Origin of the sequence: Bradyrhizobium sp. SZCCHNS30572 (assembly GCF_032484415.1) — a bacterium.
GTDB lineage: Bacteria > Pseudomonadota > Alphaproteobacteria > Rhizobiales > Xanthobacteraceae > Bradyrhizobium.
This window is the reverse complement of record NZ_JAUESY010000001.1, coordinates 12,865-35,881: the sequence shown is the minus strand read 5'-3', so window position 1 is coordinate 35,881 and position 23,017 is coordinate 12,865. Positions and strand designations below refer to the sequence as shown.

Here is a 23,017-nt window from a genome sequence, read left to right as displayed (position 1 = left end):
TATGCCCTCTTGCGCGAGGGCTCCGGATGGTCAAAGTGGCGCGTTCGTGCGGTGCACCCAAGGCGCCCGCGAGGAGTATCCGATGATTGGCCTGGTACTGGTGACCCATGGGCGCCTCGCCGACGAGTTCAGGGCGGCGCTGGAACACGTCATGGGTCCTCAAAAACAAATCGAAGCGGTCACGATTGGCGCCGACGATGATTCCGATCTCTGTCGCAGCGACATCATCGAAGCCGTGAACCGCGTCGACACCGGCGACGGTGTCGCCATTCTCACCGACATGTTCGGCGGCACGCCGTCGAACCTCGCCATCTCCTGCATGAGCCGGCCCAAGGTCGAGGTGCTCGCGGGCATCAACCTGCCCATGCTGGTGAAGCTCGCCAAGGTGCGCGAGGAGCGCTCGCTGCCCGACGCCATCGCCATGGCGCAGGAGGCGGGACGCAAATACGTCACCATCGCCAGCCGGGTGCTCGCCGGCAAATGAGCGACGAGGATGCTCAGCAGGACAACGTCGCCGGCCCGGCTGTCCCTGCCGGAGCCATCTCGCGAGAGCTGCTGATCACCAACAAGCGCGGCCTGCATGCGAGGGCCTCGGCGAAATTCGTGCAGATGGTCGAGAAGTTCCAGGCCGAGGTCTGGGTGACGCGCGGCGGCGAGACCGTCGGCGGCCGCTCGATCATGGGCCTGATGATGCTGGCGGCGGCGCCGGGAACCAAGATCCTGGTCTCCGCCACCGGGCCCGAGGCGGAGGCCGCGCTGCAGGCGATCACCGACCTGGTGAACGACAAGTTCCACGAAGAAGGCGTGTAAGGGCCTCCCGAAACGCGTTTCGCCATGCCGCAATGGGGCATTCTACCCGATTTGCGCCTTTCCTCGCATCGCGACGCGGTAAGAATGGCATGTCCAGTAGCACTATTCGGCTGAGCGAGGCAGACTTGCGAGCCGTGGCTGAATACGCGGCCCTCTCTGCACATCCGGCGCTGGCGATCTTCGAACGCGACCGACCGGATGATCTTCGTGCACGAGCCGCAATACAGGCCGCCCGAAGCTTTGCGAGCGGCGGGAGTCGGAGCAAATCCCTACGGGATAGCGCGTGGGCGGCGCAGCGGGCGGCAATCGAAGCCCGCGATGAAGGGTTGCGCGCGGCCTATGAGGCCGCTCGCGCTGCCCTTGCCGCGGCGGGCGCGGGCTTCCTTCATCCCCTCGCGAACCCTTCCCAGGTCAAGCACATCCTCGGAGCTGCCGGCCACGCGGCGCGAGCTTTCGAAATCTCGGCCGGAGACGTTCCCGCCGTCGGCGCTGACTACCTCGCGCGATCACGGCTCCTTGCTTCTCGAGAGGTCGTGGACGTCCTCAGGCGTTATCCTGGTCCGCCGCCCGGAGGAGGCCGGGTCGGAGAGCTGATCCGCCAGCTCGATTCCCTGCTCCGGTGATCGGGAGGCCTCGCGCGCAGGAGCGCTTGGCCGGGACGACCGCGGAGCTATCCCCCCGATGCCTGAATATACACCTTCCAAACGATTGCAGGGCCCGCCTGGCCGTGGAAGAAGCGCTGCGTGGTCATAACCAGCGGCTCGGCTGTCGGGGCCTCCTTGGCCATCCAGGCCTCGCAGGCCGCGATCCGGTTGTCGGTGGTGTCGCAGATGCCGATGAACCCCTCGCGCTTGAGGTCCTCCAGCGCGCTCAGGCCGGAACTCCAGGTCTCCTCGGGCGTGGTGGGCACCGTGAACGGCCTTGGGTGGTCCGGGCTGTAGAAGGTCATCGGCGTGTTCATCTCGGCAAAGCCGGCCACCAGCGGCCAGGGCGAGCCGAATCGGGCATGCCAGGCCTTGGTCAGCTCCCGCGCCAGCTCCGAACGGGCGCCATAGCCGGTGGCGCCGTTCGGATTGGCGGCCATCTCGCGCCGGGCAATCCAGGGCGAGGCGATCAGCGTGAGCAGCGACAGCACGAGCCAGACGGCGGCGAGCCGCGGCAGCATGACCGATCGCAGCCGCAGCGCGGGAATTGCGACCAGCGCCAGCGGCACCAGGAAGAACAGCGAGATGCCCCAATCGGTCTTCATGTAGATCGTGAAGGCGAGGCCGCCGAGCGGCGGCCCGACGGCAACGATCGCCTGCACCAGCCAAACATTGATCGCCTGGCTTACATTCACGCCAGGATTGGGACCGCCGCGCCAGTTGCGGAAGGCGAATCGCGGCGGCCAGGCCATCACCAGCGCCGCCAGCGCCACCGGCAAAGCCAGCAGCGCCAGATTGTGGCCGACATAGCCGAGCACGAGCTCGGCGGCGCGGCCGCGATCCGACAGCGTATAGACATCCCCGGCATAGGTGATGGCGACGAAATCGACCCGCCACAGCCACACCAGATGCGGGATCATCGCCACCAGCATGGTGACGATCGCGACCCACGGCGCGGGCGACGCCAGGAAGCGCAACCGTTCCGGGTGCAGCAGCGCCGCAAGACCGATGGCGCCGATCATGGTCAGCACCCAGTATTTGGTCATCAGCGCCGCCGCGCCGGCGAGGCCGAGCCACAGGCCGGAGGCGGCGCTGCGCTTTTCGAACGCGTTGAGATAGGCCAGCACCAGCAGCGGCAGGGTCAGCAGCTGGACCAGGTCGGCGTTGTACTTGAAGCCCTTGAAATTGAAGATCGGGTACAGCGCGACCATCACCACGACGAAGAAGGCGCGGCGGCGGTCGACCACCTTGAGGCTCGCGAGCCAGACGATGACGAGGCCGCTGCCGTTCACGGCCATCGCCAGCGCATAGGTCGCCCAGTCCTTGACCGGAAACACCGCGAACCACAGCCCGGCGATCCAGCCCGACAGCGGCGGATGCTTGCCGTAGCCGAGCAGGAAGCGGCTGCCCCAGGCATAGGCCTCGGCGACGTCCATATGGACGTCCTGCGCCGCCTTCAGATTGGTCAGGATCGCCGTCCACAGCACGGCATGGACGATCGCGAAGGTGACGACGACCCAGATCGACGTTGCCGGCGCCGTGGCGCGCGCCACCAGCCAGGCGGAGATTCGCCGCGGTCCGAGACGGCCGCGCATGCGCGCCGCGAGAGGCGGAAGAGAGGTACTCGACATCCGCCCTCGGTAGCCTGTTTTGGCGGCGCGGGGAATCAGCTTGCCGTGAAGAAAGCCCCTGGAAATTCAGCAATATGGTTGCTGGTGAGGGGCTTGGGGTGCTATCTGCGCGACCCATGACGACCGCCCCCATTCCCAACATCCGCAACTTCTCCATCGTCGCCCATATCGACCATGGAAAGTCCACTTTGGCCGACCGCCTGATCCAGATGACGGGCGGGCTGTCGGACCGCGAGATGGCGGGCAAGGAGCAGGTGCTCGATTCGATGGACATCGAGCGCGAGCGCGGCATCACCATCAAGGCGCAGACCGTGCGCCTGCGTTACCATGCCAAGGACGGCAAGGATTACATCTTCAACCTGATGGACACGCCCGGCCACGTCGACTTCGCCTACGAAGTCTCCCGGTCGCTGGCTGCCTGCGAAGGCTCGCTGCTGGTGGTCGACGCCAGCCAGGGCGTCGAGGCGCAGACGCTCGCCAACGTCTACCAGGCGCTCGACAACAATCACGAGATCGTCCCGGTCCTCAACAAGATCGACCTGCCGGCGGCCGAGCCCGAGAAGATCAAGCAGCAGATCGAGGACGTGATCGGCATCGACGCCTCCGACGCGGTGATGATCTCGGCCAAGACCGGCCTCGGCATTCCCGACGTGCTGGAGGCGATCGTCACCCGCCTGCCGCCGCCCAAGGGCGACCGCGAGGCGACCCTGAAGGCGCTGCTGGTCGACAGCTGGTACGACGTCTATCTCGGCGTCGTCGTGCTGGTGCGCATCGTCGACGGCGTGATGAGGAAGGGCCAGCGCGTCCGGATGATGGGCACCGGGGCCGCCTATGACGTCGAGCGCGTCGGCTTCTTCACGCCGAAGATGACGCAGGTCGACGAGCTCGGGCCCGGCGAGATCGGCTTCATCACCGCCGCGATCAAGGAGGTGGCCGACACCCGCGTCGGCGACACCATCACCGACGACCGCAAGCCGGTCTCGGAGATGCTGCCGGGCTTCAAGCCGGCCATCCCGGTCGTGTTCTGCGGCCTGTTCCCGGTCGATGCCGATGATTTCGAAACATTGCGCGCCGCAATGGGCAAGCTCCGGCTCAACGACGCCAGCTTCTCGTTCGAGATGGAGACGTCCGCCGCGCTCGGCTTCGGCTTCCGCTGCGGCTTCCTCGGCCTCTTGCATCTGGAGATCATCCAGGAGCGTCTCTCCCGCGAGTTCGATCTCAACCTGATCGCGACCGCGCCGAGCGTCATCTACAAGATGAAGCTGACCGACGGCGAGGAGATCGAGATCCACAACCCGGTCGACATGCCCGACGTGGTCAAGATCGCCGAGATCCAGGAGCCCTGGATCGAGGCGACGATCCTGACGCCGGACGAATATCTCGGCAGCGTGCTCAAGCTCTGCCAGGACCGCCGCGGCAATCAGAAGGAGCTGACCTACGTCGGCAGCCGCGCGATGGTCAAATACGACCTGCCGCTCAACGAGGTGGTGTTCGACTTCTACGACCGGCTGAAATCGGTCTCCAAGGGCTACGCCTCGTTCGACTATCATTTGACCGACTACAAGCCGGCCGATCTCGTGAAGATGCAGATCCTCGTCAACAACGAGCCGGTCGATGCGCTGTCGATGCTGGTGCACCGGACCCGCGCCGAAGGCCGGGGACGCGCCATGGTCGAGAAGATGAAGGACCTGATCCCGCCGCACATGTTCCAGATCCCGATCCAGGCGGCGATCGGCGGCAAGGTGATCGCGCGCGAGACCGTGCGCGCGCTGCGCAAGGACGTCACCGCGAAGTGCTACGGCGGCGACATCACCCGCAAGCGCAAGCTTCTGGAGAAGCAGAAGGAAGGCAAGAAGAAGATGCGGCAGTTCGGCAAGGTCGACATCCCGCAGGAAGCCTTCATCGCCGCCCTCAAGGTGGATAGCTGAGGCGCGGGCCCGCCCCCTCTCCTGGTTTCATCAGCACGATAGGCTGAAGAAAATCCGGATTCCAAAGCGGAACCAGCGCTCCCGTGCAACTACGGTATCTGTTCCTTAATGGTATCCTGGGACCCTTGCTGCAAAGCAAGGAATGCCCCGAATGTCCCGCCTCCGGTCGATCTCCGCCCGCCTGATCATCGCGCTCTCGCTGACCGTCGCCATCGCCTGTGCCGTGCTCGGCACCTTCTCCGTCATCCAGCAGCGCGCTCTGACCCGACTGGCGCTGGAGCAGCAGCTCAAGCTGCAGTTCGACAGCGTGTCGGCCGGCATCGACTATGAAGGCCGCGCCGCGCTGGCGGTCAGCTCCACCCTGGCGGCGCTGCCCCCGATCGCCGACGCCTACCTCAAGGGCGACCGCGACGCGCTTGGCGCCCTGCTCGGCGGCGCCATGACGTCGCTGAAGGCGCAGGGCATTCCGCTGGTGAACGTATGGGCGCCGCCGGCCACCAATTTCTATCGCGTGCATGAGCCCAAGGTGTTCGGCGACGACACCTCGAAGCGCCGCATCACCGTGGTGCAGGCCAACCAGACCGGCCGCCTGATCGCCGGCGTCGAGCAGAGCCGACTGTCGCTCGGCATCTTCGGCATGACCCCGATCGTGCGCGACGGCAAGGTGATCGCCACCGTCGACGTCGGCGCCGCCTTCGGCAAGGAATTCGTCGAGCGCGCCAAGCAGCGCTTCGGCATCGATCTCGCCGTCTACTGGATCAACGACGGCCAGCCGAAGCGGCTGTCCTCGACGTTCGGCGACGAGACCGTCGCCACCCCGGACGAGGTGCTCGCGGTGTTCAAGGGCACGGCGCTGCTGCGCGATGCCACCCTGGCCGGCAAGCCCGCCGCGGTCTATGCCGGGCAGATCAGGAACTACGCCGGCGACCCGATCGCCGTGCTGGAGCTGATCAAGGACACCACCGCCTATGAGGCCGCCGCCGCCAGCGCGCAGCAGCAGCTGATCATCGGCACGGTCGTAATCCTGCTGCTCGCCGTCATCGTCGCGCTGTTCGTCGCTCGCGGCATCTCGCGCCCGCTGGTCGCCATCACCGCCGTCATGCACCGGCTGTCGAGCGGCGACACCGAGGTCGCGATCCCCGGCGGCCAACGCAAGGACGAGCTCGGCACGATGGCGCAGGCGGTCGACGTGTTCCGCCGCAACATGATCGAGACGGCCAGCCTGCGCGAGGCGCAGGAGGCGACGCAACACCGCGCCGAGCAGGAGAAGCAGGCGCTGCAGCGGCAGATGGCCGACCGGTTCGAGGCCGACGTCAAGGGCGTGGTGTCCTCGGTTGCCAAGGCCACGGCGGACATGGAGCGCGTCGTCCACGAGATCACGGTCAGCGTCAACGGCACCTCGCAGCGCGCAGCGGCCGCCGCGGCCGCGTCCGAGGAAGCCTCGAGCGGCGTGTCGACCGTCGCTGCGGCCTCCGAGGAGCTCGCCTCCTCGGTGACCGAGATCGGTCGCCAGGTCGCGCATTCCAGCAAGGTGGCCGATGCCGCGGTCGTCAAGGCGCGCCAGACCACCGAGATGGTCGGCAGCCTCGCCGCAGCCGCCGAGAGGATCGGCGATGTGTTGCGCCTGATCGACGCGATCGCGAGCCAGACCAACCTGCTGGCGCTCAACGCGACCATCGAGGCGGCGCGTGCCGGCGAGGCGGGCCGCGGCTTCGCGGTCGTGGCAGCCGAGGTCAAGGAGCTGGCCGGACAGACCGCCAAGGCGACGGAGGAGATCGCCGGCCAGGTCACCTCGATCCAGGCCGCGACGTCGGACTGCGTGACCGCCATCGGCGGCATCAGCACAACGATCCAGGAGATCAGTGGCATTGCCGCGACCATCGCCGCCGCCGTCGAGCAGCAAGACTCGGCGACGCGCGAGATCGCGCGCAGCGTCCAGCAGGCGGCGTCCGGGACCAACGAGGTGTCGCAGAACGTCGTCGGCGCCAGTGACGCCGCCGAGCAGTCACGCGAGCTCGCCGACCACGTCATGGTCGCCACGCGCGACCTCGGCAAGCGTGCGAACGATCTGTTCAAGAGCGTCGACACCTTCCTCGCCGGCCTGCGCAAGGCGGCGTAGCGGGCGACTTTCGCCATCCCGCCCTCTTGGCTCGCAGCCTTCCAAGGCGGCGAGCTCCAAAATCGGTGTCGTCCCCGCGTTCGCGGGACGACGCTGGTGATGAGGTAACAGCCGGGCCTCCGCTTCAATCGCCGGTCGCGAGTGCAAAGCCCTCGTCGAGCCAGCCGGTGATGCCGCCGATCATCATCTTCACGGGCCGTCCCAGCCGCGCAAGCCGGATCGCGGCGCGGTTGGCGCCGTTGCAGTGCGGGCCGGCGCAGTAGACCACGAACAGCCTGTCCCTCGCGTACTCGGCCATCCGCTCCGCGGTCATGGTCCGGTGCGGGATGTTGATGGCGCCGGTGATGTGCCCCTTGGCAAACGAGGCCGGGCCCCTGACATCCACCAGGATGAAGTCCGGAGCTGCTGCATGCAGACTCTCGTGCACGTCCCAGCAATCGGTCTTGAATGAGAGCATCGCCTCGAAATGGGCGAGCGCCTGGGCTGACGGGGCTGCGGGCACCTCGGTGACATGGGTCGTCATCGTCTCTCTCCTGCGACGTTGCGTGAGCTCCTCCAATCTCGCGCGCTACCCGGGGCGACCCAAGTGACGGATCGGACAAAGTTCGGTAAGTTTCCGCCAATGCCCCGCGCCGCAACCCATGCTCCACACCCGAATCCGGGATTGGTCGCCGTCATCACCTATGACGGCCTGTGCACGTTCGAGTTCGGCATCGCGGTCGAAGTCTTCGGGCTGCCGCGGCCGGAGTTCGACTTCCCTTGGTACCGGTTCACGGTGGTCTCTGCCGAAGCGCGGCGTGCCCGCGCGACCGGCGGCATCGTGGTCGAGGCCGGCGCGCCCCTGTCACGCCTGAAGCAAGCCAGCACGATCATCGTTCCAGGATGGCGCGATCGCACCGAGCGGCCGCCCGAGCGCCTGCTGCGCGCCATCGCGCAGGCGGCCGCGCGCGGCGCGCGGTGCTTGTCGATCTGCTCCGGCGTGTTCGTTCTGGCCGCCGCTGGCCTGCTCGACGGCAGGCGCGCCACCACGCATTGGCGGCACATTCCCGACCTGAAGCGGCTCTATCCGAATATTCGCGTCGAAGAGGACACGCTCTATGTCGACGAGGGCAATGTCATCACCTCGGCCGGCAGCGCTGCGGGCATCGACGCCTGCCTGCATCTGGTCCGGCGCGATTTCGGCAGCAAGGTTGCGAACAGCGTTGCCCGGCGGCTGGTGATGCCGCCGCACCGGGACGGCGGGCAGGCGCAATACGTCGTCGCACCGGTCCAGGCCCGCCCGGGACGGACGATCGGCGCCGTCATGGATTGGGCACGGGGGCGACTGGAGCAGCCGATTGCGGTCAGCGCGATGGCAAAACGCGCCGGGATGAGCGAGCGGACCTTGCTGCGGGCGTTCCAGGACAGCACGGGCGCGAGCCCTACGGCCTGGCTGCAGCAGGAGCGCATGACGCGGGCGCGGGAGCTGCTGGAGAATGCGACGCTCTCCCTGGCGGACATCTCGGCGCAGTGCGGCTACCGGTCGCTCGAAACGTTTCGCGTCGCTTTCCGGCGCATCGTCGGAACGTCGCCCGCGGCCTATCGGCGGCGCTTCGAGGCGCGTCCAACAGCGGCCAACGTCGCTCGCTCAAGCCACCAGCGCGTTGCCGGGTGAGGTGCCGTCCATGGCATCCCGCTGCGCCTGCAAGAGCCGGACGATGTCGACATTGGGCCGGGGCCGGCTGAACAGATAGCCCTGCCCTTCATGGCAGCCCTCGGCGCGCAGACAGCGCAGCTCCGCCTCGGTCTCGACGCCCTCGGCCGTGATGATGACGCCGAGCCCCTTGCCCAGGCTGACGATCGAGCGGACGATCGCCTGCGCCTCGCGATTGGCCGCGAGACCGCGGATGAAGGACTGATCGACCTTGATCTTGTCGAACGGAAAGCTGCGCAGATAGCTGAGGCTGGAATAGCCGGTGCCGAAATCGTCCATCGAGATGCGCACGCCCAGCGCGCGCAGCGCATGCAGGGTGGCCAGCACCTGGCCGCTCTTCTCCAGCACCAGCGTCTCGGTGATCTCGAGCTCGAGCCGGCTCGGCGGCAGGCCCGACTGCTTCAGCACGTCCATCACCAGCGACAGCACGTTGCCGACGCGGAACTGCAGCGGCGACATGTTCACGGCGACACGGACGTCGTCCGGCCATTTCGCGGCGTCGTTGCAGGCGTGCCGCAACATCGCGCGGCCGAGCGCCGAAATCAGGCCGGTCTCCTCGGCGACCGGGATGAACTCCGACGGCGGGATCATGCCGCGCTCTGGATGCGGCCAGCGCGCCAGCGCCTCGAAACCGGTGATGCGTCCGGTCGAGAGGTCGATCAGCGGCTGATAATGCGGCTGCAGCACGTCGCGCTGGATGGCCTCGCGCAGCTCGGATTCGATCTTACGCCGGCTCTGCGCCCGCGCATCCATGCCGGATTCGAAATAGCTGAAGGAGCCGCGCGTCTCGTTCTTCGCGCGCGACAGCGCCATGTCGGCATTCTTGAGCAGCTTTTCGGCGTCGTCGCCATCGTTCGGCGCCATGGCGATTCCGATCGTAGCGCCGATCGTCACCGAGCTGCCGTCGATGAGATACGGATCGGCGATCGCCTCCAGCAGCCGGCGGCAGAGCTGGGCCGCATCCTCCGGCCGCGCCTGCCCGCCCTGCACCACCGCGAACTCGTCGGAGTTCAGTCGCGCGACGATGTCCTCCTGACGCAGGACCGAGCGCAGCCGCTTGCCGACCCCGCGCAACAGCCGGTCGCCGACCGCGTGGCCGAGGGTATCGTTGATCGACTTGAAATTATCGAGGCCGAGCACCAGCACGGCGATCTTCTCGGAGCCGCGCCGCATCTGGGTGAGCTTGTCATCGATCTTCTGGCGCAGCAGGTTGCGGCTCGGCAGGCCGGTCAGTGCGTCGTGCTGGGCCAGGAAGGCGAGCCGCGCCTCGGCGCGCTTGCGTTCGGTGATGTCCATCAGCGCCAGCAGCACCGCGGGCTGGGCATTGTGGACGAGATGGCGCGAATAGATCGCGAGATCGATCAGGGCGCCGTCGGCGCGGACATGCTTCCAGGTGCGCGCCGCCTGCTCCTCGCTGGACTGCTCGCCTGCCCAGGGCGGCTCGCTATCATAGGCCTGCAGGCTGCGGATGCTGAGCCGCTCGAAGGCGTCCCGGCTATAGCCGTAATGCTGGGCCGCCGCTTCGTTGACGCCGAGCACGCGCCCATCATCCGTCGCGCAGACGATCATCGGCACCGGATTGCCGTCGAACAGCAGGCGGAACGACTCCTCGCGCTGCTTCAATTCGGTGATGTCGACGCGCAGGCCAACGATGCCGCCATCGCCGGTCAGACGCTCCTCGATCAGGATGGTACGGCCGTCCGACAGCTTCTGCTCGTGGCGACCGCTCGGATGGAACAGCTTTTCGAGCCGCTCGGCGATCCACTCCTCCTCGCGGCCCGCGGCTTCCGGATAGTCGCCGCGGGCAACGCCGATCCGGATCGTGTCCTGCAGCCGGGCGCCGGATTCGAACAGGTCCGAGCTGCGGTTGTAGATTTCGGCGTATTTCTTGTTCCAGAGAATGTAGCGGCCGTCGGCGTCGAGGAACACGATCCCCTCGGGAAGAATGTCGATCGCTTCGATGAGCCGATCATGCGCCTTCTTCGCCTCGGCCATCGCCGCTTCGGCGCACTTGCCGCCGATCTCATCGACGGGGGCGAGCTTGCGCAAACTGGGCCGACGCAATCTCGGGCTTGGCTTGACCGGGTGAACTGCATCGCGGGCGCTTGGCACGCGATTGCGCTTTTTTGCCGTGGGTGGCCGAACGGGCCGCATCGCGTGCCTCACTCTCCTTCTCGAACGGCAGTTTTCGGCCACGTTTCTGAAAAAATGGTATCTTGATGCAGGGCGCGACAGCCACTGGTTACGGGAACAGGTGGATGCACTCGCGCATTTGGAGAGTTGAGACCTGCGCGGAGGATCAACCAAGGGCTGCTGTACAACCAGCGATAAGTGACGTCGGTTGCCACGGGCCAGAAAATACCCGCATACCGTGCAATGGCCCTGCACTTATTGTTCGTTTACCGAACGAACTCACGCAATTGAGCCGTGTTCAGCCGGTTCCGCCAATCCGGCAGCAGGGTTAGAGCCAGGTTAAAACGGCTCGAATGACCCGCTGTTGACGTAGAATTGGGCAACTCGGCCGGTCGGCAGACGCTACACTGGCGCCATGCATGTCCGCCTGATTCTGGTCGCCATCATCAGTTCGGCCGTCATTGCCGCGGCGGCTCCGGCCCATGCCCAGGACAAGGGCAGCGTCGAGCCAAAGGCTCTGCCGCCATTGGCGCATCCGGACGATCCGAATACGCCGGCCAAGGAGCTGTTCGCCCGGAGGATCCTGCCGTCGGCGCAACCGACCAGGGTGATCGGCACCTATAATCGCGGCTGCATCGCCGGAGCCGAGCGAATGCCGGTCAACGGCGAGGGCTGGCAGGTGATGCGGCTGTCGCGCAACCGCAATTTCGGCCATCCCAACCTGATCGCGCTGCTGAAGCGGCTGGCGACCCGCGCGCACAAGGATGCCGGCTGGCCCGGCATCCTGGTCGGCGACATCGGCCAGCCGCGCGGCGGACCAGCGCTGTCCGGCCATGCCAGCCATCAAATCGGGCTCGACGCCGACATCTGGCTGACGCCGATGCCCGACCACAGGCTGTCGCGCAACGAGCGCGAGGAGATGTCGGCGGTCATGATGGTTCGGCCTGATCGCCTCGATGTCGATCCGCGGGTGTTCACGAAGGGCCACGTCGCCGTGATCCGCGCCGCGGCCCAGGAGCCGTCGGTGCAGCGCATCTTCGTCAACGCCGCGATCAAGAAGGCGCTGTGCCGGGACGCGAGGGGGGACCGTAGCTGGCTCACCAAGGTGCGGCCGTGGTGGGGCCACGACTATCACTTCCACATCCGCATGGTGTGCCCGCCGGGCAATCCGGACTGCCACGGCCAGACCAACCAGGAAGGCGGCGATGGCTGCGGCGACCTCGACTATTGGTTCTCGGATGCGGTGCTGCATCCGCTGCCGCCGAAAGAGCCCCCTAAGCCGCCGCAACCGCTGACGATGGCGCAACTGCCGCCTGGCTGCCGAGCGGTGCTGCATGCGCCGGACGCCAAGAATTGATTCGGCCGACGCTGGCGTGATTGGGAGTCGCAGCGGCGGGACGATTGCCATAGGATGATATTGCTCGCGCCGTCAGCGCGGCGATCGAAGGGGATGACGGTCCCTCCACCTCCTGTTATCGCGGTATCAAGATGCCGCGCGCCGCTGCGCGGCGTAACAGTCGCGAGTCCGTCATGATCCTGATCCGTCCCGCCACGACCGCCTTCCTCGTTACGGTGGCCGCGAGCTCGGCTGCGGTTGCCGCCGAACCGAGCGGCTGCGACAAGTTCAAATGGGACATCGCGCGCGAGCACGCCGCGCTGACCGCAGCCGACCGCGAGAAGCTCGTATCTGGCGCCGAGATGGCCGTTATTCCCGCGACCGGGATTGTGCTGGAGCTGCGTCCGACGGCTGACGCCAAGCTGGCGATGCCGCCGGAGCGCGCGCCCAGGGACGGCAGCTTCGCCGGCCTCACGCGGATCGCCGGAGCGCCCAAGGCCGGCGTCTACACCATCAGCCTGTCGGCCGCGGCCTGGATCGACGTGGTGCAGGACGGCAAGATCCTCAAGCCGGCCGGCTTCAGCGGCGCCACCGATTGCGACGGCATTCGCAAGACCATGAAGTACGAGCTGGGATCAAAGCCTTTCGTGCTGCAGGTCAGCGGCGCGCCGGAGAATGCGATCTCGATCGCCGTCCTGCCGGCGGCAGAATGACGCTCACACCCCTGCGACCGACGACCAGACACTGGCCAGCTTGCGCTTCATCCGCTCCTTGCGCGTCAGCACCGGCACATCCTCCTCGTCCTCCGGCAGACGCAGTCCGACCACGTTGACGCGGCCGCCGGAGATCGAGCGGGCGACCAGCACGATGGTGTCGAGCGCCACGGTCGCGCCTTCCTTCGGCGCGTTGTCGAGATGGATGTCGAAATAGTCGGCGAGCGTCAGCTTGTCCTCGCCCTCGCCGAGCTTGACGCCGTAGATGCCGGCGACCTCGTCGAGCGTATGCTCGGCCGAGACCATGAAGTCGCCGAGCAGATGCGGGTCGGGCGCGGCCGACGGCGGCATGTCGACGAAGAAGCGGTCGAGCGACTCGGCCTTTTCCGGCGGCGCCAGCAGATAGAGATAGTCCCCCGGCGCGATCGGCTCGGCCTCGGGCGGCGACAGAATCTGCTCGTTGCGGATCACCAGGGTCGGCTTCGACCAGGACGGGATCAGGCCGCGGCGGAAGTACAGGCTCTTGGAGCGGATCGAATAGCCGACCAGCTGCTGCTCGAGCTGGCCGGGCAGATCGAGCTCGATGCGGCGCGGGCCCCGATCGGTGCGCGGCAGCGCCACGTGCAGCTTGCGCGCGGCCACGCCGAGCGTCCAGCCCTGCGCCAGCAGCGAGATGATCACGACCACAAACGCGACGTCGAAATAGAGATAGGCGCTGGACAGGCCGACCAGCAGCGGGATCGAGGCGAGGAAGATCGCGACCGCGCCGCGCAGGCCGGTCCAGGCGATGAACGCCTTCTCCCGCCAGTTGAAGCGGAACGGATAGAGGCAGACAAACACCGCAACGGGTCGCGCCACCAGCATCAGCATCAGCGCAACAGCAATCGCCGGCAGCAGGCTGTCGAGCAGCCGCTGCGGCGACACCAGGAGCCCGAGCAGCACGAACATCACGATCTGGGCGAGCCACGTCGCGGCATCGAGGAAGGTGACGACAGAGTTGTGCGCGCGGGTCGGCCGGTTGCCGACGATGAGGCCGGCGAGATAGACCGCGAGGAAGCCGGAGCCGTGGGCGATCTGCGCCATGCCGAAGATCACCAGCGCGGCCGTGGTCACGAACGGCGCGTGGAGGCCCTGCGGCAGCGCGACCTTGTTGAGGCCGATGACGACGAGGCGGCCGCCGACGATGCCGAACAGCGTGCCGAGCACCGCCTCGCGGATCAGCTCGAACACGAAATGTCCGAACGACCCGTGACCGACCGAGATCAGCTCGACCAGCATCAGGGTGAGGAACACCGCGAACGGATCATTGCTGCCGGACTCCGCCTCCAGCGTGGCACCGACACGCGGGCGCAGCCGCAGGCCCTGGGCGTGGACCAGCAGGAACACGGCCGCCGCATCCGTCGAGGCGATGACGGCGCCGACCAGCATCGCCTCGGTCCAGCCGAGGTCGAGGGCATATTTCGCCACGGGCGCGGTGATGAAGGCGGTCATCAGCACGCCGACGGTCGCAAGCACCATCGAGGGCGCCAGCACGGTGCGGATGCTCTGGAAGCGCGTACGCAGACCGCCGTCGAACAGGATCAGCGCCAGCGCGACGGAGCCCACCAGATAGGTGGTACGGACGTCCTGAAATTCGATATGACCAGGGCCGGAATCGCCCGCCAGCATGCCGATCACCAGGAACACCAGCAGCAGCGGTGCGCCGAAGCGCAACGCCAGCAGGCTCGACAGGATGCCGGCCATGACGAGGACCGCACCGAGGAGGATCGCAATGCTGACGGCGTCGAGGGATGACATGAAAAAACGTTGATGGATCCGAGTTTTACATCCTTATCGTCGCCACACTTGCACGCCAACCGGATTTGCTCTTATCGCGGCGATATGCCCATTTTTCCATCCTTGCCCGCGTTCGGGGTATATTTCGCGGCAATCGCCTGTGACGAAAACGAACTAAATTCCGCTGATCCGGCAAACCGGCGCCACTGTTCCCCTCCGAGACCCCGCTGATGGACCTCGACCTGAAAGACGTTCTCGACTTCCTGCAGACCGTTGGCCGCTCGATCGGCGCCGAGGTCACCTCGCCGTGGTTCTATCTTCAACTCGGGCTGGTGCTGAGCGGCGCCGGCATCGCCTTTGCGGCGAGCGCCGCCGTGCGTGCGCGCATCGACCTGACTTCGCTGGCGATGGGCTGGCCTGGCCCGCTGCGGCAGCTGCTACGGGTGCTGCTGGAGAGCGTCACCACGGTCGTGTTCGTGATCCTGATGCGGATCGCCCGCACCGGCATGTTGCTGTGGACCTGGCCGAGCCGCAGCTACCTGCTCGCCGTCGCGCTCAAGCTGGCGCTCGCCTGGCTCGTGATCCGGCTGATCACCTCGGTGATCCGCAGCACCTTCATCGTGCAGATCGTGTCGATCTCGGCCTGGCTGGTTGCCGCGCTCAGCATCATCGGCCAGCTCGACAACGTCGTCGACGCGCTCGATTCCATCTCGGTCGTGCTCGGCGGCCTCAGGCTGACGCCGCTGCTGGTGATCAAGCTCGGCGTGCTGCTGCTCGCGGTGCTGTGGCTGACCAACATCGCCAGCAATTTCGTCGAGAGCCGCATCACGCGCTCGACCGACCTGACGCCGTCGATCCAGGTGCTCCTGATCAAGATGGTCCGCATGGGCCTGATGATCCTCGGCGTCGCGATTGCGATCAGCGCGGTCGGCATCAACCTGTCGGCGCTCGCGATCTTCTCCGGCGCCGCCGGTGTCGGTATCGGCCTCGGCCTGCAGCGCATCGTCGCCAATTTCGTCGCCGGCATCATCCTGCTGGCCGACAAATCGGTGAAGCCGGGCGATCTCGTCACCATCGGCGACAGCTCGGGACGCATCAGCGCGATGAACACGCGCTACATCTCGGTCGCCGCCGGCGACGGCCGCGAGTTCCTGATCCCGAACGAGGACCTCGTCACCCAGAAGGTGACCAACTGGACCTACACCGACAAGAACACGCTGGTGAAGGTCAATTTCGGCACCAACTACGACGCCGATCCCCGGGTCGTCTGCAAGCTCGCCACCGAGATCGCGGCCGAGACGCCGCGCACCTTGAAATCGAAGGCGCCGAACTGCCTGCTGACCGAGTTCACCGAGGCCGGCATGAAGTTCTCGCTGACCACATGGATCGCCGACCCCAGCTACATGGACAGCGTCAAGAGCGAGGTGATGCTGGCGCTGTGGGAGGCCTTCAAGCGCGAGGGCATCAGGGTGCCGTATCCGGTGCGAGAGCTTCGCGTTCGCGGAGGTGCGCTGCCGGTGGAGACCACGCTGGAGGTGCCGACCGGCTAGGCGGCAGATCCGGCCGTGCACACCCGGCTTGCACCGGCCGGCACGATCATTAAATTAGGCGATCACCCTGCGACACCCCTGAGAACGAAACAGGCCCATGAACTATATCGAAGCGACCGACACCGCTGCGCGCAAGAACGGCCAGATCAAGCTGCACGGCCCGAGCGGCTTTGCCGGCATGCGCAAGGCCGGCGCGCTGGTGTCGAAGTGCCTCGATGCGCTCACCGACATCGTCAAGCCGGGCGTGCCGACCTCGCGGATCGACGATTTCGTCCGGGACTTCGCCTTCAGCCACGGCGCCTATCCGGCGACGCTGATGTATCGCGGCTATCGCTACTCGACCTGCACGTCGATCAACCACGTGGTCTGCCACGGCATGCCGAACGACCGGCCGCTGAAGGAAGGCGACATCATCAATGTCGACGTCACCTTCATCGTCGACGGCTGGTACGGCGATTCCAGCCGCATGTATGCGATCGGCCCGATCGCGCGCAAGGCCGAGCGGCTGATCGAGGTCACCTACGAATCGATGATGCGCGGCATCGCCGCGGTGAAGCCCGGCGCCACCACCGGCGACATCGGCCATGCGATCCAGAGCTTCGTCGAGCCGCAGGGCATGAGCGTGGTGCGCGACTTCTGCGGCCATGGTCTCGGCCGGCTGTTCCATGACGAGCCGAACATCATCCATGTCGGCCGTCCCGGCGAGGGCGTGCTGCTCAAGCCCGGCATGTTCTTCACCATCGAGCCGATGATCAATCTCGGCAAGCCGCATGTGAAGATCCTGTCCGACGGCTGGACCGCGGTGACGCGGGACCGCTCACTGTCGGCGCAGTTCGAGCATTCGGTCGGCGTCACCGCCGACGGCGTCGAGATCTTCACGCTCTCGGAGCGCCATGGAGAGAAGCCGCTGACGCAGGTGTGAGCGGGCTCCTGGCCGAATGGCCGCCGGGCGTCCGATTGTTGCCATGCCCGGCTGATCGACTGCCGCTTCCGTCGCATTCGACTGCGGGAGGCTGCTCTGACCAACGCAACACGCCGTGGCGTTCTCGGCCTGCTCTCGGCGGGCGCAGCGCTGCTGACGCCGCCGGCGCGCGCCGCGTCGGAGACAGCTCCCGCATCGGCGAATGCCGACGACGCCTGCATCCTGACGCCGCAGTCGGAATCCGGTCCCTATTATCTCGATCCCAAGCTGGTGCGCGCCGAGATCGCCGAGGACCGGCCGGGCGTGCCGCTCAGGCTGCGCCTTTGCGTCATCGAGGCCGGCTCCTGCGCGCCACTCCCCGGCGCGCGCGTCGACATCTGGCACTGCGATGCCCGCGGCATCTATTCGGGCTATCCCGGCCAGAGCGACACTCACAAGCTCGACCAGAGCGGAAAGACGTTCCTGCGCGGCACGCAGATGGCCGACGCCGCCGGCTGGGCCGGCTTCAGGACCATCTATCCCGGCTGGTATGCCGGCCGCGCCACCCACATCCACTTCAGGGTGTTTGTCGACGAGGCCACGGTGCTGACCGGACAAACCTTCTTTCCCGAGGCGCTGAACGAGTTCATCTACACCAACGTGCCCGACTACACGGGACGGCCGAAGCAACGGCTCGTCATCAATGCCAACGACCGCGTCGCGACCGAGGCCGATCCCGAACACCGCGCGCATTGCGCGGTGAAGGAGGAGCGCGATCACTATCTGGCGACCCTCAGGTTGGCCGTAAGCCGCAACCCGGCCGCCGCGGTCGAGATGCCCACTGGCAAGTTGCCGCCCGCACCCTGGATCAAGGACCGGCTGGCGGCGCTGGTGCCCGGGCTCAAGCGCAGCCCGTTCTGATCATTTCGGCTCGGTGAACTGATAGGCCAGCGCCGCGAGCGGCAGCGCCGTGCCGAGCGCGGCGGCGGCCGTCCAGCCGCCATGCGCATATGCCCAGGCACCGATCCCGGAGCCCGCCGCCCCGGCGACGAAGAAGGTGGTCATATAGAGCCCGTTCAGCCGGCTGCGCTGGCCGGCGCCGAGCACGAACAGCACGCGATAGCCGAGGATGAGACTGAGCTGCGCGCCGCAATCGATGGCGATGGCGGCGATCACCAGCGTGGCCAGCGACCCGTTCGTTCCGAGTGGAACCGAAAGCGTCAACGCGAAGCCGATCGCGCACATCAGCATCGATGCGACGGTCGCCGGTCGCGTCCAGCCGCGATCGGCGATGCGGCCGGCGACCGGCGCCATGATCGCGCCGGCGACGCCGGCCAGCGCGAACAGGGCGATGCCGGTCTGCGACATCCGGAAATCGGACCCGGCCAGCAGCAGCGGGGACGTGGTCCAGAACACGCTGAAGCCGCCGAACAGCGCGGCCTGGTAGAGCGCGCGGCGGCGCAGCGCCGGCGTGTCGCGATAGAGCTCGACCATCGAGCCGAGCAGCTGGCCGTAGCTCAGCCGCGCCTGCGGCTCACGCGGCGGCAGGGCGAGGCGCAACACCCCGGCCAGGATCACCATGGCAAGCGCCGAGGCCGCATAGATCACGTGCCAGGAGGCATGCGCCGCGACGAAACTCGCAAGCGGCCGTGCCAGCATGATGCCGAGCATCAGGCCGGTGGTGACGTTGCCGACGGTGCGGCCGCGGATCGCCTCCGGCGCCATATGCCCGGCATAGGGGATCAGTATCTGCACCGCGACCGAGCCGAAGCCGATCAGCAGCGCCGAGAGCAGGAATGTCGACGGGCTCGTCGCCAGGGCCGCACAACCGAGCGCGGCCGCGCCGACGATGATGGTCATGATGACGAGCTTGCGGTTCTCGATGAGATCGCCGAGCGGCACCACGAACAAGAGACCTGCGCCGTATCCGATCTGGCTCATCGTCACCAGCAGTCCCGCGAGCGCCGGCCGCAGCCCGAGGTCGGCGCTGATCGGCCCGATCAGCGGCTGCGCGTAATAGATGTTGGCGACGATCAGCCCGCAGGAAAAGGCCAATAACAGCGTGATCCAGGCCGACAGCGAGTCGCCGGAATCGGACGTGATGGTGGTCAACGCGGATCTCTCTCGGACTGAACAGGCAGGCCATAGGGCCTTATGAGAACGGAGGCTGTCGAGCTGTGATTTTGCATCGCAGCATTCAAGCCCGACATAGGTGCTGAGGTCCCCGCACCAATTCACGTCTGCGTGGGCGCGGCACCGGGCAAGCCGTGATCAAAAGCGAGCGTGCCCGACGAGCCCTGCGGACGTCGAGCCGGCGCCGGCTACTGCGCGCCGCGCGCCTCCGCCTCCGTCTCCGTCTCGGCGGTCCGCCGGCCGCCGATCAGTCGCGGCAGCAGCATCGGCACCCGCCGGCGGTAGCGCTGGTAGGTGTCGCCGAACTGGGCGATCAGATCGCGCTCCTCGAGCTGCAGCCCGACCAGGATGTAGGCTGTGCTGAGGGCGGCGAACAGCAGGTGGCCGACCGACATCTCCGGCGTGGCCCAGAAGGCGAGCAGGAAGCCCAGCATCAGCGGGTGGCGCACCAGCCGATACAGCAGCGGCGTTCTGAAAGGCTGCGCCGTCCCGGCGCTGCCGCGGAGGGCGAGCACGGCCTGGCGGAGGCCGAACAGATCGAAATGATCGATCATGTAGGTCGAGGAGAGCGCGATCAGCCAGCCGAGCCAATGCACGCCGGTCAGCACGCCCGCTGCGACACCCTCGACGTGCCAGACCGGACTCGGGATCGGACGCCATTGCCAGAACAGCAGCAGCAGGATCAGGCTGGACAGCAGCACATAGGTGCTGCGCTCGGCCGCCGCCGGAATGATGCGCGTCAACGCGCGCTTGAACGCCGGCCGCGCCATCACGCTGTGCTGGATCGCGAACAGCGCCAGCAGCAGCGCGTCGACGACGACGGCCTCGGTCACGGCGCTGGACACGCCCACGTCGATCGACTTGGCCGTGAGATAGTTGTAATTGCCGACGAAACCGACCGCCCACACGAACGACCCAAGAAAGACGGCATAGCTCGCGACGGCGTAGAGCATGATGAGGAGACGCCCGGACATGAAGGTTTCCTTGTTGCTGCGAGGACGGCGTGGCCGTGATCGAGACGCCAGATCCTGGGATCGGTCGCGTCTCGCGCGAGCCTGAGCCCTTACCAATCGACCGTCCCCCGAGCGTCCCCCGGACGCAGCCACCCAGGTCGCACCCCCGATGGTTCAGTTCCGCGTCCGGACATTAGGCTTTCCCGAGCTGCATCGCGACGGCCAGCCGTGCCCGCTGGCGCTGCGCAAGGGCCTCGCTCTGCTGGTCTATCTGGCGGAGGCCAAAGGCCCTGTCGCGCGGGACGTCCTGGCGACGATGCTCTGGCCGGAGTGTTCCGAGGAGGTCGCGCGGGCGCGGCTGCGCCGCCTGCTGCACCGGCTCCAGCTCACACTCGGCGACGGCTGCCTCACCATCGATCGCGCGACGATTCGGTGGGCGGAAGCGGTCGAGCTGGAGGTCCAATCGGCGCTGTTCGAAACGGCGTGCGACCACGGCGAATTCGAGCTGGCCTGCCGCCTCTATTCCAGTGACTTCCTGGACGGCTTCGCGCCCGGCGACTGTCCGCAGTTCGAGGAATGGGCGTTCTTCCGGCGTGAAGCCTTGCGCGGCCGGGCGGTCCAGGCGCTGGAGCGCGTGGTGCGGGATCGCAGCGCGGCCGGCGACCATGCCGCGGCTGCGGTCCACGCCGGACGCCTCGTCGCGTTCGACCCGCTCAGCGAGGTCTATGGCCGCGCCCTGATCCGCAGCCTGATGCTGGCCGGCGACCGCGCCGCCGCCCAGCGCCATCTCGACGCCCTGACGCAGCGCCTGCGCGACGAGCTCGGTGTCGCTCCCGAAGCGGAGACGCTGGCGCTGCTGGCGCAGGGCGTTGCGGCGCAAGGCGACAGCGCACCGCCGACGCGCTATGTCCTGGGCGGCGGCGTTCATCTCGCCTATCAGACCTACGGCACAGGTTCGCAGGACATTCTGCTGCTGCCCGGCTTCGTCTCGCATGTCGAGCGGATCTGGGAGGAGCCGCACTGCCGGGCCTTGCTGTCCGCGCTCGCCAGAATCGGCCGCCTGATCCTGTTCGATCGCCGCGGCATCGGGCTCTCCGACCGGGTCGGTTTCAGCCCCAGCGTGGAGGCGACGGCGCGCGACATCGCGACCGTGCTCGACGCCGCCGGCAGCCGGCGCACGGTGCTGCTCGGCGCCTCCGAGGGCGGACCGGCCTGCATCACCTTCGCGGCCGACCATCCCGAACGTGTCGCCGGGCTGATCCTGTTCGCCTCGCTCGCCAAGGGCAGCGCCGCGCCCGGCTATCCGCATGCGCTGCAGGCCAGCCAGTACGGCATCTGGCTGCGGCAGCTGGTGGCCGAATGGGGCGGCCCCGCCGGCATCGAAACATTCGCACCGAGTCTGGCTGGCGATCCCCAGGCGCGCGCCTGGTGGGCCGGACTGCTTCGCGCGGCATCCAGCCCCGGCGCCATCAAGGGCCTGCTCGAAGCCTTCAGGGATACGGACGTCCGCCACCTGCTCGCCCGGGTCGCTGCACCGACCCTGGTGCTGCACCGTCGCCACGATCGCGCCGTGCTCGTCGGGGCCGGGCGGCATCTCGCCAGCCATATCCGTCACGCGCGCTTCGTCGAGCTCGACGGCGCCGACCATTGGATGTTCGCCGGCGACCAGAGGCCGGCCCTCGCCAGCATCGACGCCTTCATCGGCAGTCTGCAGCCATAAGCAGGATCGCCCGACGGACGAGAAGGACGTCGTCCGGTGCTGCTCACGCTCGTGATCCTGTTCGGCCTCGGGCGGGTGCTGTTCTGGCTCGGCTATGCCAGCGGCGGCGCGGGCCGCGCCTTCGGCTTTGCGCTCACCTTCTACCCCACCGCGTTTTCTCTCATCGTCGGCCTCGCCATCGTGCTGACCGGACGCGCGGCCTAGCAAGGCGCGCCCTGCGGGGCGCGAGCACTTCGAGGTTGCAAAAATGCGGCGTCACGGCATGCTGACGCCGATGCCCGAGAAAGCCCCTCCTCCCAACGATACGCCGCGGGACACGCCGCACTATCACGGCCACCGTCAGCGGCTGCGCGAGCGCTTTCACAGCGCCGGTCCCGACGCGCTCAACGACTACGAGCTGCTGGAGATGGTGCTGTTCGCCGCGCTGCCGCGGCGCGACGTCAAGCCGCTGGCGAAGGCGCTGCTCAAGACGTTCGGATCGTTCGCCGAGGTGATCCACGCGCCGGAGCCGCGGCTGCGCGAGATCGACGGCGTCGGCGACGCCTCGATCACCCAGCTCAAGCTGATCGCCGCCGCCGCGCACCGCATCGCCAAGGGCGAGGTGCGGCAGAAGCACGCGCTGGCGTCATGGCAGGACGTCATCACCTATTGCCGCACCAGCATGGCGTTCGCCGACAAGGAGCAGTTCAGGCTGTTATTTCTCGACAAGCGCAACCAGCTGATCGCCGACGAGGTGCAGCAGACCGGCACCGTCGATCACACGCCGGTCTATCCGCGCGAGGTGATCAAGCGCGCGCTTGAATTGTCCGCCACTGCGATCATCCTGGTGCACAACCACCCCACTCACGTTTCCACGTGCATGTTCGGTCACGCTTAATCACCTAAAATCATTGTGTATTTCTTGATTGCGGGGTCTGGGCCGAAGTACCTTCGGAGAAAGGAACGGGAACGTAACCGTCCCCACTTACCGTCCCCAG

20 protein-coding genes are annotated in these 23,017 nt (G+C 67.1%); 14 read left to right on the top strand and 6 right to left on the bottom strand.

The annotated features are described in order from the left end of the window. Positions 1-82: 82 nt before the first annotated feature. Genes QX048_RS00150 through QX048_RS35185 form a run of 3 tightly spaced genes read left to right on the top strand, consistent with a single transcriptional unit; the run spans position 83 to position 1,433 of the window. The gene (locus QX048_RS00150) at positions 83-484 is read left to right on the top strand and encodes a PTS sugar transporter subunit IIA (RefSeq protein ID WP_006611446.1); all 402 of its coding nucleotides are present in this window, start codon (positions 83-85) and stop codon (positions 482-484) included. Beyond that, positions 481-810 (top strand): HPr family phosphocarrier protein, encoded by a 330-nt coding sequence (locus QX048_RS00145; protein ID WP_315715321.1) that lies wholly within the window; start codon positions 481-483, stop codon positions 808-810. The genes QX048_RS00150 and QX048_RS00145 overlap by 4 nt, the downstream gene beginning before the upstream one ends. Before the next feature lie 32 nt (positions 811-842). Further along, entirely contained in the window at positions 843-1,433 is a 591-nt protein-coding gene (locus tag QX048_RS35185) for a putative immunity protein (protein ID WP_410052463.1), read from the top strand. Positions 1,434-1,480: 47 nt separating this feature from the next. On the opposite strand, the gene QX048_RS00140 is transcribed toward QX048_RS35185, so the two are convergent. Then, on the bottom strand, positions 1,481-3,085 hold the full coding sequence (locus QX048_RS00140; protein WP_316169612.1) for a glycosyltransferase family 39 protein: 1,605 nt from the start codon (positions 3,083-3,085) through the stop codon (positions 1,481-1,483). A 116-nt stretch (positions 3,086-3,201) separates the two neighbouring features. On the opposite strand from QX048_RS00140, the gene lepA reads away from it, so the two are divergent. Further along, positions 3,202-5,013: a translation elongation factor 4 gene (gene lepA / locus QX048_RS00135; protein ID WP_315825850.1), complete on the top strand. Its 1,812-nt coding sequence runs from the start codon at positions 3,202-3,204 to the stop codon at positions 5,011-5,013. A gap of 151 nt (positions 5,014-5,164) precedes the next feature. After that, entirely contained in the window at positions 5,165-7,132 is a 1,968-nt protein-coding gene (locus QX048_RS00130) for a methyl-accepting chemotaxis protein (protein ID WP_315752234.1), read from the top strand. A gap of 124 nt (positions 7,133-7,256) precedes the next feature. Here QX048_RS00130 and QX048_RS00125 read toward each other — a convergent pair whose 3' ends face one another. After that, a complete protein-coding gene (locus tag QX048_RS00125; protein ID WP_315825849.1) occupies positions 7,257-7,655 on the bottom strand; it encodes a rhodanese-like domain-containing protein in 399 nt (132 codons plus the stop codon). Positions 7,656-7,754: 99 nt separating this feature from the next. Between QX048_RS00125 and ftrA the strand changes: the two genes are divergently transcribed. Further along, a complete protein-coding gene (gene ftrA / locus QX048_RS00120) occupies positions 7,755-8,786 on the top strand; it encodes a transcriptional regulator FtrA (RefSeq protein ID WP_315825848.1) in 1,032 nt (343 codons plus the stop codon). Here the strand turns inward: ftrA and QX048_RS00115 are convergent. Then, positions 8,760-10,979 (bottom strand): putative bifunctional diguanylate cyclase/phosphodiesterase, encoded by a 2,220-nt coding sequence (locus QX048_RS00115; RefSeq protein ID WP_315826182.1) that lies wholly within the window; start codon positions 10,977-10,979, stop codon positions 8,760-8,762. The two genes, ftrA and QX048_RS00115, sit on opposite strands and share 27 nt — an antisense overlap. 394 nt (positions 10,980-11,373) lie before the next feature. Here QX048_RS00115 and mepA point away from each other — a divergent pair, with 394 nt between their 5' ends. Together mepA and QX048_RS00105 are read left to right on the top strand one after the other, a co-directional pair. Further along, positions 11,374-12,315, top strand: a complete 942-nt coding sequence (gene mepA / locus QX048_RS00110) for a penicillin-insensitive murein endopeptidase (RefSeq protein ID WP_315825847.1) — start codon at positions 11,374-11,376, stop codon at positions 12,313-12,315. Positions 12,316-12,488: 173 nt separating this feature from the next. Then, positions 12,489-13,007 carry a hypothetical protein gene (locus QX048_RS00105; protein WP_315825846.1) on the top strand — a complete coding sequence of 173 codons (519 nt, stop codon included), beginning with the start codon at positions 12,489-12,491 and terminating at the stop codon, positions 13,005-13,007. Positions 13,008-13,010: 3 nt separating this feature from the next. On the opposite strand, the gene QX048_RS00100 is transcribed toward QX048_RS00105, so the two are convergent. After that, complete coding sequence (locus QX048_RS00100; protein ID WP_315715312.1) at positions 13,011-14,804, bottom strand: potassium/proton antiporter; 1,794 nt, start codon at positions 14,802-14,804, stop codon at positions 13,011-13,013. 209 nt (positions 14,805-15,013) lie between these two features. Between QX048_RS00100 and QX048_RS00095 the strand changes: the two genes are divergently transcribed. The 3 genes from QX048_RS00095 to QX048_RS00085 all read left to right on the top strand — a co-directional run bounded on the left by QX048_RS00095 (position 15,014) and on the right by QX048_RS00085 (position 18,155). Beyond that, positions 15,014-16,333, top strand: coding sequence for a mechanosensitive ion channel family protein (locus tag QX048_RS00095; protein ID WP_315715311.1), 1,320 nt, complete (start codon positions 15,014-15,016; stop codon positions 16,331-16,333). Positions 16,334-16,430: 97 nt separating this feature from the next. Next, positions 16,431-17,255: a type I methionyl aminopeptidase gene (gene map, locus QX048_RS00090; protein WP_315715310.1), complete on the top strand. Its 825-nt coding sequence runs from the start codon at positions 16,431-16,433 to the stop codon at positions 17,253-17,255. Positions 17,256-17,351: 96 nt separating this feature from the next. Next, positions 17,352-18,155: an intradiol ring-cleavage dioxygenase gene (locus tag QX048_RS00085; RefSeq protein ID WP_315826181.1), complete on the top strand. Its 804-nt coding sequence runs from the start codon at positions 17,352-17,354 to the stop codon at positions 18,153-18,155. On the opposite strand, the gene QX048_RS00080 is transcribed toward QX048_RS00085, so the two are convergent. Both QX048_RS00080 and mddA read right to left on the bottom strand, forming a co-directional pair. Further along, positions 18,156-19,346, bottom strand: a complete 1,191-nt coding sequence (locus tag QX048_RS00080) for an MFS transporter (protein ID WP_315825845.1) — start codon at positions 19,344-19,346, stop codon at positions 18,156-18,158. It lies immediately after the preceding gene. A gap of 209 nt (positions 19,347-19,555) precedes the next feature. Then, positions 19,556-20,341 carry a methanethiol S-methyltransferase gene (gene mddA / locus QX048_RS00075; RefSeq protein WP_315825844.1) on the bottom strand — a complete coding sequence of 262 codons (786 nt, stop codon included), beginning with the start codon at positions 20,339-20,341 and terminating at the stop codon, positions 19,556-19,558. Positions 20,342-20,489: 148 nt separating this feature from the next. On the opposite strand from mddA, the gene QX048_RS00070 reads away from it, so the two are divergent. From QX048_RS00070 to QX048_RS00060, 3 genes are all read left to right on the top strand, one after another. Then, positions 20,490-22,040, top strand: coding sequence for an alpha/beta fold hydrolase (locus QX048_RS00070; RefSeq protein ID WP_315825843.1), 1,551 nt, complete (start codon positions 20,490-20,492; stop codon positions 22,038-22,040). A gap of 36 nt (positions 22,041-22,076) precedes the next feature. Next, positions 22,077-22,244 carry a hypothetical protein gene (locus QX048_RS00065; protein ID WP_315715306.1) on the top strand — a complete coding sequence of 56 codons (168 nt, stop codon included), beginning with the start codon at positions 22,077-22,079 and terminating at the stop codon, positions 22,242-22,244. Positions 22,245-22,314: 70 nt separating this feature from the next. Then, the gene (locus tag QX048_RS00060; protein WP_315826180.1) at positions 22,315-22,917 is read left to right on the top strand and encodes a RadC family protein; all 603 of its coding nucleotides are present in this window, start codon (positions 22,315-22,317) and stop codon (positions 22,915-22,917) included. Positions 22,918-23,017: the final 100 nt, after the last annotated feature.